Origin of the sequence: Streptomyces sp. NPDC057854 (assembly GCF_042797055.1) — a bacterium.
GTDB lineage: Bacteria > Actinomycetota > Actinomycetes > Streptomycetales > Streptomycetaceae > Streptomyces.
Window position 1 is genome coordinate 231,849 of the sequence record NZ_JBHVMF010000011.1, and the last position, 7,750, is coordinate 239,598.

Annotated in this window: 7 protein-coding genes; 2 read left to right on the forward strand and 5 right to left on the reverse strand. The window is 75.7% G+C overall.

The annotated features are described in order from the left end of the window. The first annotated feature begins 17 nt into the window (after nucleotides 1-17). Entirely contained in the window at nucleotides 18-1,127 is a 1,110-nt protein-coding gene (locus ACFVQZ_RS18460) for a MerR family transcriptional regulator (protein ID WP_383623893.1), read from the forward strand. 13 nt (nucleotides 1,128-1,140) lie between these two features. Here the strand turns inward: ACFVQZ_RS18460 and ACFVQZ_RS18465 are convergent, their stop codons facing one another. The 5 genes from ACFVQZ_RS18465 to ACFVQZ_RS18485 all read right to left on the reverse strand — a co-directional run bounded on the left by ACFVQZ_RS18465 (nucleotide 1,141) and on the right by ACFVQZ_RS18485 (nucleotide 6,238). Further along, on the reverse strand, nucleotides 1,141-1,974 hold the full coding sequence (locus ACFVQZ_RS18465) for a DUF1295 domain-containing protein (protein WP_383623850.1): 834 nt from the start codon (nucleotides 1,972-1,974) through the stop codon (nucleotides 1,141-1,143). Further along, nucleotides 1,971-3,338: a class I SAM-dependent methyltransferase gene (locus ACFVQZ_RS18470; protein WP_383623853.1), complete on the reverse strand. Its 1,368-nt coding sequence runs from the start codon at nucleotides 3,336-3,338 to the stop codon at nucleotides 1,971-1,973. The genes ACFVQZ_RS18465 and ACFVQZ_RS18470 overlap by 4 nt, the downstream gene beginning before the upstream one ends. Continuing rightward, nucleotides 3,335-4,075 carry a DUF1365 domain-containing protein gene (locus tag ACFVQZ_RS18475; RefSeq protein WP_030497715.1) on the reverse strand — a complete coding sequence of 247 codons (741 nt, stop codon included), beginning with the start codon at nucleotides 4,073-4,075 and terminating at the stop codon, nucleotides 3,335-3,337. Before ACFVQZ_RS18475 ends, ACFVQZ_RS18470 begins: the two co-directional genes overlap by 4 nt. A gap of 77 nt (nucleotides 4,076-4,152) precedes the next feature. Further along, nucleotides 4,153-5,409, reverse strand: coding sequence for an NAD(P)/FAD-dependent oxidoreductase (locus tag ACFVQZ_RS18480; protein ID WP_383623856.1), 1,257 nt, complete (start codon nucleotides 5,407-5,409; stop codon nucleotides 4,153-4,155). Nucleotides 5,410-5,626: 217 nt separating this feature from the next. Next, complete coding sequence (locus tag ACFVQZ_RS18485; RefSeq protein ID WP_030497713.1) at nucleotides 5,627-6,238, reverse strand: sigma-70 family RNA polymerase sigma factor; 612 nt, start codon at nucleotides 6,236-6,238, stop codon at nucleotides 5,627-5,629. A 335-nt stretch (nucleotides 6,239-6,573) separates the two neighbouring features. Between ACFVQZ_RS18485 and ACFVQZ_RS18490 the strand changes: the two genes are divergently transcribed. Next, on the forward strand, nucleotides 6,574-7,750 hold a 1,177-nt coding region (locus tag ACFVQZ_RS18490), incomplete at its 3' end, for an NAD(P)/FAD-dependent oxidoreductase (RefSeq protein ID WP_383623859.1).

Genomic DNA, 7,750 nt, shown 5'->3' on the forward strand with positions numbered 1-7,750 from the left:
ATCGTACGGCGGTGACCATGCACGACAGCCTGCACGACACCCTGCACGGGATCACCACGGGCGCCGTGGCCCGCCGACTGGGGGTCTCCCCCACCACCGTGCGGTCCTGGGAACGGCGGTACGGGATCGGTCCCGCCGTCCGCGGGGACGGCCGGCACCGGCGGTGGAGCCCCGCCGATGTCGCGATGCTGGAGGAGATGTGCCGCCTGACGGCGTCGGGCGTCCCGCCGGCCGAGGCGGCGCGGGCCGCCCGTGAGGTGCGGGCGGCGATGGAGGACGACGCAGCGGCGACGCCCGGCGCGGAAGCGGCGGCGCCGGTGGCGCGCCCTCCGGGGCACTCCGGCGCGGCGGCGGAACCGGTGGCACGGCGTCCGGCGGACGCCGACGCGGCGGCGGAGCCGGTGGCGGCGCGGGGTCGCGCCGGCGGAGGTGGTCTGCCGCTGGGCGACGTACGGCAGGAGTGCCGCGGGCTCGCCCGTGCCGCCGTACGCCTCGACGGGCCGGCCATGGAGGCGCTGCTGCGGGCGGCGCTCGCGGACCACGGGCTCGTGACCGCCTGGGAGGAGATCATGGCTCCGACCCTGCACGCCGTGGGCCGCAAGTGGGAGTCCTCCGGCGACCGTTACGTCGAGGTGGAACACCTGCTCTCCTGGCACATCTCCACCGCGCTGCGGCGGGCCGCCGTCACGGGGCCCGCGCCCGCGTTCCCCGCCCCGCCGGTGCTGCTGGCGTGCGTCCCGTCGGAGCAGCACACCCTGCCGCTGGAGGCGCTCGCCGCCGGGCTGGCCGAACGTTCCCTGCCGACGCGGATGTTCGGCGCGGCCGTCCCGGCCGACGCCCTGGACGCGGCGGTGCGGCGCTCCGGCCCGGCCGCCGTCGTCCTGTGGTCCCAGGCCCGCTCCACCGCGAACCACGCGCTGGCCCGGCACGTGGCCGGGACGGCGTTCGGGGTACGAGGCGCGCGCACCGCCGCCCTGGTCCTCCTCGCGGGCCCCGGCTGGCTCGGCCGTACGCCCGGCCCGGGCATGGTGCGCCCCGCCGGCCTGCGCGAGGCACTCGCCGCCGTCTGCCGGCTGTACGGGGAGCAGGCCGAGGAGACGGAGGCGGCGGAGCGCGGCGGGCCCTGAGCCGTGCGGTCCTTCAGGGCCGGGGACGGTCCGCGGCGCCGGACCGCGGCGTCCTGGGCGGCAGGGGGACGAAGCCGCTGGTGCGGGAGCGGTAGGCGGCGTACCCCGGCCGGTCCGCCATGTGGGCCTCCAGGAGCCGTTTGCCGCTGCCCCAGATCAGGAGACCGCTCATCACGAGCGGGGAGACGAGGGTGAGCAGCGCGGTCTGCCAGGTCGCGCAAGCCGTCAGGTAGAGGCCCCACCAGACGAGGAAGTCGCCGAAGTAGTTGGGGTGGCGGGTCCAGCTCCACAGGCCCCGGTCCATCACGCGGCCCCGGTTGGCCGGGTCCGCCTTGAAACGGGCGAGCTGGTGGTCCCCCACCGCCTCGAAGGCGAGACCCGCCGCCCACAGGCCGAGCCCGATGAAGACGGTGGCCCCCGGCGGCCCGGGCAGCAGCACCGCGACCTGCACGGGCAGGGAGACGACCCAGACCAGGGCGCCCTGGAGGAGGTAGACCTTCCGCAGGGCATAGAGGGTGGGGTGGCCGCGACCGCGCGCGAGCATCCGCGCGTACCGGGGGTCCTCCCCGTGGCCACGCCCGCGCCGGGCGATGTGCACGGCCAGTCGCAGCCCCCAGACGACGGTGGCGAGCGCGACGGCGGTTCGGCGGACGTCGTCGCCGTGCCCGGCCGCGAGCAGCCAGGACACGACGGCGACGGCCGCGAACGCGACGCCCCAGGCGACGTCGACGAGCCGGTGCAGCCGCCGCACGGTGCCGATCGCGAAGGTCACCAGCATGACGGCTAGGGCGGCGGCGGCCGAGGCGGCGAGGACGAGGCCGAGGGTCCCCGTGTCGACGCCGCTCACGAGGCCTCCTCGTGGCGGGGAGCCGGCACGGCTGCCGACGACTCGTCGTCGGCCGCCGTGAGGCGGAGCTGGCGGACGTCCAGGTAGCCGGCGCGGAACCCGGCCTCGGAGTAGGCGAGGTAGAAGTCCCACAGGCGCCGGAAGACGGCGTCGAAGCCGAGCGCGTCGACGGCGGCCTCCGCGCGGTGGAAGCGGGCGCGCCACTGGTGGAGGGTCGCGGCGTAGTGGCCGCCGTAGCCCGTGTCGTGGGTGATGCGCAGCCCGGCGGCGGCGCTCTCGGCCGCGAGGGCCTCCGGGGAGGGGATGAGGCCGCCGGGGAAGACGTACTTGCTGATCCAGGTGTGGGTGCGGGCGGTGGCGAGCATCCGCTCGTGCGGCATGGTGATGGCCTGCAGGGCGACGCGGCCTCCGGGGGCGAGGAGGCGGCGGAGCGCGGTGAAGTAGTCGGGCCAGAACTCGGCGCCGACCGCCTCGATCATCTCGACGCTCACCACGGCGTCGTACCTGCCCCGCACGTGCCGGTAGTCGAGGAGTTCGACGGTGACGCGGTCGGCGAGACCGGCGTCGGCGACGCGGCGGCGGGCCAGGGCGAGCTGCTCCGCGGAGAGGGTGACGGTGCGGACGCGGGCGCCGCGAGCGGCGGCACGGATCGCGAGCTCGCCCCAGCCGGTGCCGATCTCCAGGAGTTCGGTGCCCGGTCCGGTCTCCGCCAGGTCGAGCAGCCGGTCGATCTTGCGGTGCTGGGCCTCGGTGAAGAGGGCGTCGGACAGGACCCGCCGGTCGTCGGGGAGGGGGTCGAAGACGGCCGAGGAGTAGCTGAGCCCGGGGTCCAGGAAGAGGGCGAAGAGCTCGTTGGACAGGTCGTAGTGGCGGCGGATGTTCTCGCGGGACCCGTCGGGGGTGTTGAGGTCCGCCGGCGGTCTGCGGCGGACCCAGGCGCCCCGGAAGCGGTGCAGCGGCGCGGGCACGAGGTCGTCGACGTGCCGGGCGAGTACGGTGAGGACGCCGACCAGGTCGTCGGCGTCCCATTCGCCGGCCATGTACGACTCCCCGAAGCCGATGAGCCCGTCGGCGCCGATGCGCCGGTGGAACGCGTCCGGGTCGTGCAGGGTGAGGGTCGGTACGGAGGCGATGCCGCCGGCCGGCGCGGACGCGAGGGGTGCGAGGGGCGCGGCGCCGGTGCCCGTCCGTATCCGCAGGGGCAGCCGGGCGAAGGCGCGCCGCACGAGCAGCCGGGCCACGGCGGTGCGGGCGGCGGAGGCGCGCGGCGCCCGGGCGACGTCGGGCCAGCGGTCGGCGTCGACCGGGACGCGGCCGGGACCGGGGCCGGGGCGGACGGCGGACGGCGGGGTCGAGAGGGTCACGGGGTGCCTTCCTGCGGGGTGGGGGCGGTGCGGGGCCGGACGCGGAGGCCCTTGAGGTAGAGGTGGACGCCGTGGCGGCGGATGCCGAGGGACACGGCGGCGGTGGACCACGGGTGGCGGAGCGCCGCCGCGAGCAGGCCGCGGGGGTGCGCGGGCCGGCGGGTGCCGCGCACGGTCGCGGTCAGGGGGCGGCTGCCGTCGGTGTGGCGGAGCTGGACGGTGAGGTCGAGGCGGTCGCCGGGGAGCGGCACCCGCATCCGGTACGCGCCTTCGACGTCGAGGAACGGGGACACGTAGAAGTCCTTGGGCGTCTCGGCGCGCCCGCGCGCGTCGGGGCGCAGCAGGTAGGTGTGGCGCCCGCCGTACGTGTTGTGCACCTCGGCGACGACGCAGACGGGCCGGCCGGCGCGGTCGTGGCACCAGTACAGGGTGAGCGGGTTGAAGACGTGTCCCAGCACGCGCGCGTGGCCGAGCATGAGGACGCGGCCGTCCGCCCGTACGCCGTGCGCGGCGAGGCAGGCGTCGAGGCCGGCGCGGAGCGTGGGGGCGGTGCCGTCGAAGTGGTCGGCGGGGTGGAAGCGGGCGAGGGGACGCAGGGGCCGTGGCAGGACCGGCGGATGGTCTATGTCGATCAGCCACAGGTACGTGCGGTGGCGCAGCGCGTGGCGGAGCGGTGTGACGCGGGTGTGGGCGATCTCGGTCTCGTACAGGGAGGGGACCGGCGGCGGGGCGGCCAGGGAGGGGGTGTCGGCGGGGACGGGGGTGTCGGTGGGGACGGGGGTGTCGGTAGGGACGGGGGTGTCGGTGGGGGGTGTCACCACGTCACCCCCAGGTGGCGGGCCGCCTCGACGCCCGAGCGGCAGCCGTCCTCGTGGAACCCCCAGCCGTGGTAGGCGCCGGCGTACGCGGTGACACCGGTGCGCAGGGTCGGCAGGAGGCGCTGGGCGGCCACGGACTCCGGGGTGTAGACGGGGTGTTCGTACACCATGCGGGCCAGGACGGTCGTCGGGTCGACGTGGTCGCCGGGGTTGAGGGTGACGATGTGCGGCTCGGTGGCGGCCAGGCGCTGGAGCCGGTTCATGTCGTAGCTGACCTGGACGGCGCCGGGGCGGGCGGTGCAGGACGGCAGGAGGTAGTTCCAGGAGGCGCGGGCGTGCGGCGAGCGCGGCAGGAGCCGCGTGTCGCGGTGCAGGACGGTCGGGTTGCGGGAGTAGGTGAAGGCGCCGAGGACGCGCCGCTCCTGCTCGGTGGGGTCGGCGAGGAGCCGCAGGGCCTGGTCGGGGTGGACGGCGATCACGACGGCGGCGTGCTCGGTGGACTCGCCGTCCGCGGTGACGACCGTGGCGCGGCCGTCGCCGCGGACGACGGCCCGGACAGGGGTGGCGGTGCGCACGGAGGAGACCGACTTGGCGACGCGCTCGACGTAGGCCGCCGACCCGCCGGTGACGGTCTTCCACTGCGGGGAACCGGTCACGGAGAGGAGTCCGTGGTGGTCGAGGAAGCGGAAGAGGTACACGGCGGGGTACCGCAGCGCGGTGTCGGCGGCGCACGACCAGACGGCGGAGACCAGCGGGATCGCGAAGTGGCTGACGAAGTGGGGCGAGAAGCGGTGGGCGCGGAGGAAGTCGCCGAGGGTCAGGGTCATGTCGTCGGCGGCGAGCACGCCGCGCGCGGCACGGTGGAAGCGGGGTACGGCGGCGAGCGTCCGCAGGTGCCGGCCGCGGCGGGCGTTCCCGCCGCCGAGGAGGCCCTGGAGGCCGCGCGCTCCGGCGTACTCCAGCCCGCAGCCGTCGCAGCGGACGGACATGCTCATCTCGGCGTCTTGCGTGTCGACGCCCAAGGAGCGGAAGAGGCGCAGGAGTTGGGGGTAGGTGCGCTCGTTGTGGACGATGAAGCCGGTGTCGACGCGGAGCGTGCCGCCCTCGGCGGCGGGCACCTCGTGGGTGTGCGCGTGGCCGCCGAGCCGGTCGTCGGACTCGTAGAGGACCACGTCGTGAGCGCGGGAGAGCAGGTGGGCGGCGGTGAGACCCGCCACTCCGGCTCCCACCACGGCGATGCTGCGTCTGTTCATCTTTCCCCATCCCCTGGTGCGCGTGGTGCGCGGTGTGGTGTATTGCGGTGCGGTGCGGTGCGGTGGGCGCGGGTGTCCGGGTCGCGCCGGCTGCCGGGTGTTCGGAGCGGTCGGCCGTCCGGATGGGCCGGGACATTTGGTACGGGGCCGGGGGCGGTGTTCGCTCCCGGCGGCCGGACCGTGACGGACGGCGCCGGGCTCGTCCGGCCGTGTCCGGTCAGCGACCGGCGCCGGCGAGTTCGAGGCTGTGCCGCATGCGCAGGAGGCCGCGGCGGGCGTGGCTCTTGACGGTGCCGAGCGGCATGCCGGTGCGGTCGGCGATCTGGGTCTGGGTCAGGTCGGCGAAGTAGGCGAGTTCCAGGACGTCGCGCTGGAGGCGGGGCAGCCGGGACAACTCCTCGGTGACGACCATCCGGTCGAGGATCCGCTCGGGCCCTTCGTCGGTCCGGCTCTCGTGCTCCAGGGAGCCGCCGAGGGTCGCCGCCAGCTCGGTCCGGCGGGTGCGGGCGTTGAGGGCGTCGGCGATCTTGCGCCGGGTGATGCCGGTGAGCCAGGCGGGCAGGGTGCCGCGCTCGGGGCGGAAGTTCGCCCGGCCGCGCCAGGCTGCGGTGAAGACCTGCTGGGTGACGTCCTCCGCCTCCCGGGCGTCACCCAGGGCGCGGGCCGCCAGGGTCTGCACCAGGCGGCCCCAGCGCCGGTAGGCGGCGGCCAGGCAGTACTCGTCGCCGTCGGCCAGACCGAGGGCGATCGCCTCGTCGGTGGCCGAGGCGGCGTCGGCGGCGGGGGGCGCGGCGGGAGCGGGGGCTCCGGTCGTCCGGTGCGGGGTCATGGTGCTTCCTCCTCCGGAGGGTGGCGTGGGCGTCCACCAGGTGTGCCGTCGCCGAGGCGGCGGCGCCGGGGCCTCAGCGGCCCCGTGCCCCCTCACCGTCCGTCCGGCGCACTCCTGGCCACAAATCGCATCGTTTCCGCATCGAAAGCATCAGGCAGCAGAATCGCTGAACCGCCGAAAGCGCGGTCGAGCGAAGCAGCCGGGCCGTTCGCATCCGCCAGGCGTCCAGCGGCGGAAGAACCGGGTGGACCAAACCGATGACCGCGCCGCCGGGGCGACGAACGCCCCACGACCCACAGGCTCACTCACGCCGCACCCACGAGAACGAGGACGACATGGAGACGACGAAGGACGCGACGCGGTACGACGCGGTGGTCGTCGGAGCGGGTGTCGCGGGCCTCGCCTGCGCGGGCGACCTGTGCGGCGCGGGCCTGCGGGTGCTGCTCCTGGAGGCGGGCGACACGGTCGGCGGCAGGATGCGCACCGACCGGGTGGCCGGCTTCACCGCGGACCGCGGCTTCCAGGTGTTCAACACCTCGTACCCGCAGGTGAAGCGGCGCATGGACCTGAAGGCGCTGCGACTGCGGCCGTTCACGCCGGGGGTGCTCGTGCACACCGACCAGGGTCCGCGCCGGTTCACGGACCCGACGCGTCGGCCGCGGGACAGCCGGGACCTGCTGCCGGGGCGGCTCGCGTCGGCGCGTGACCTGGCGGCGCTGACCGCGCTGTCGGCACGGGACGCGCTGGCGCCGGCGTCCGTACTGCGGCGCGGCACCGACGGTGCGACGCGCGACGCCCTGGCCGCCGCGGGTGTGTCGTCGCAGCTGGTGGAGACGTTCTTCCGGCCGTTCCTCTCCGGGGTTTTCCTGGAGGACGGCCTGGAGACCTCGGCGCGCTTCTTCCACCTGGTGTGGCGGAGCATGCTGCGCGGCACGTTGTGCCTGCCGGCGGACGGGATCGGCGCGGTGCCCGCGCAGCTCGCGGCCCGCCTGCCGCAGGACGTGCTGCGGACCGGCACCGCCGTCGCGGCGCTGACCCCCGACGGCGTCGTCCTCGCGGACGGGCGCGAGGTGCGCACCCGGACCGTCGTGGTCGCCACAGGTCAGCGGATCGCCGGCGAACTGCTGCCAGGGCTGGGCGTGCCCGAAGGACGGACCGTCACCACGCTGTACCACGCCGCCGACCGCCCTCCGCTGGACGAGCCGGTGCTGGTGGTCGACGCTCGGCGCAGGTTCCTCAACACCTGTGTCCTCACCGCCGTCCAGCCCCGCTTCTCCACCGACGGCCGGGCGCTGGTGTCGACGTCCGTACTCGGCAGCCCCGGCCCGGCGGAGACGGACGCCGTGGTCAGGGCCCTGGGCGAGGTGTACGGCACGGACACCGCCGCCTGGGAGCCCGTCCACCGAGTCACCGTCACCGACGCCCTGCCGGCGCTGCCGGGACCGGCCCCGCTCACCCGGCACGTACGGTGGGCCCCCGGCCGATACGTCTGCGGAGACCAGAGATCTACAC

Excerpts from the sequence above, each read along its gene's own strand:
- ACFVQZ_RS18460 (WP_383623893.1), top strand. The coding sequence starts at position 18 with ATGCACGACAGCCTGCACGACACCCTGCACGGGATCACCACGGGCGCC.
- ACFVQZ_RS18485 (WP_030497713.1), bottom strand. The coding sequence starts at position 6,238 with ATGACCCCGCACCGGACGACCGGAGCCCCCGCTCCCGCCGCGCCCCCC.
- ACFVQZ_RS18480 (WP_383623856.1), bottom strand. The coding sequence starts at position 5,409 with ATGAACAGACGCAGCATCGCCGTGGTGGGAGCCGGAGTGGCGGGTCTC.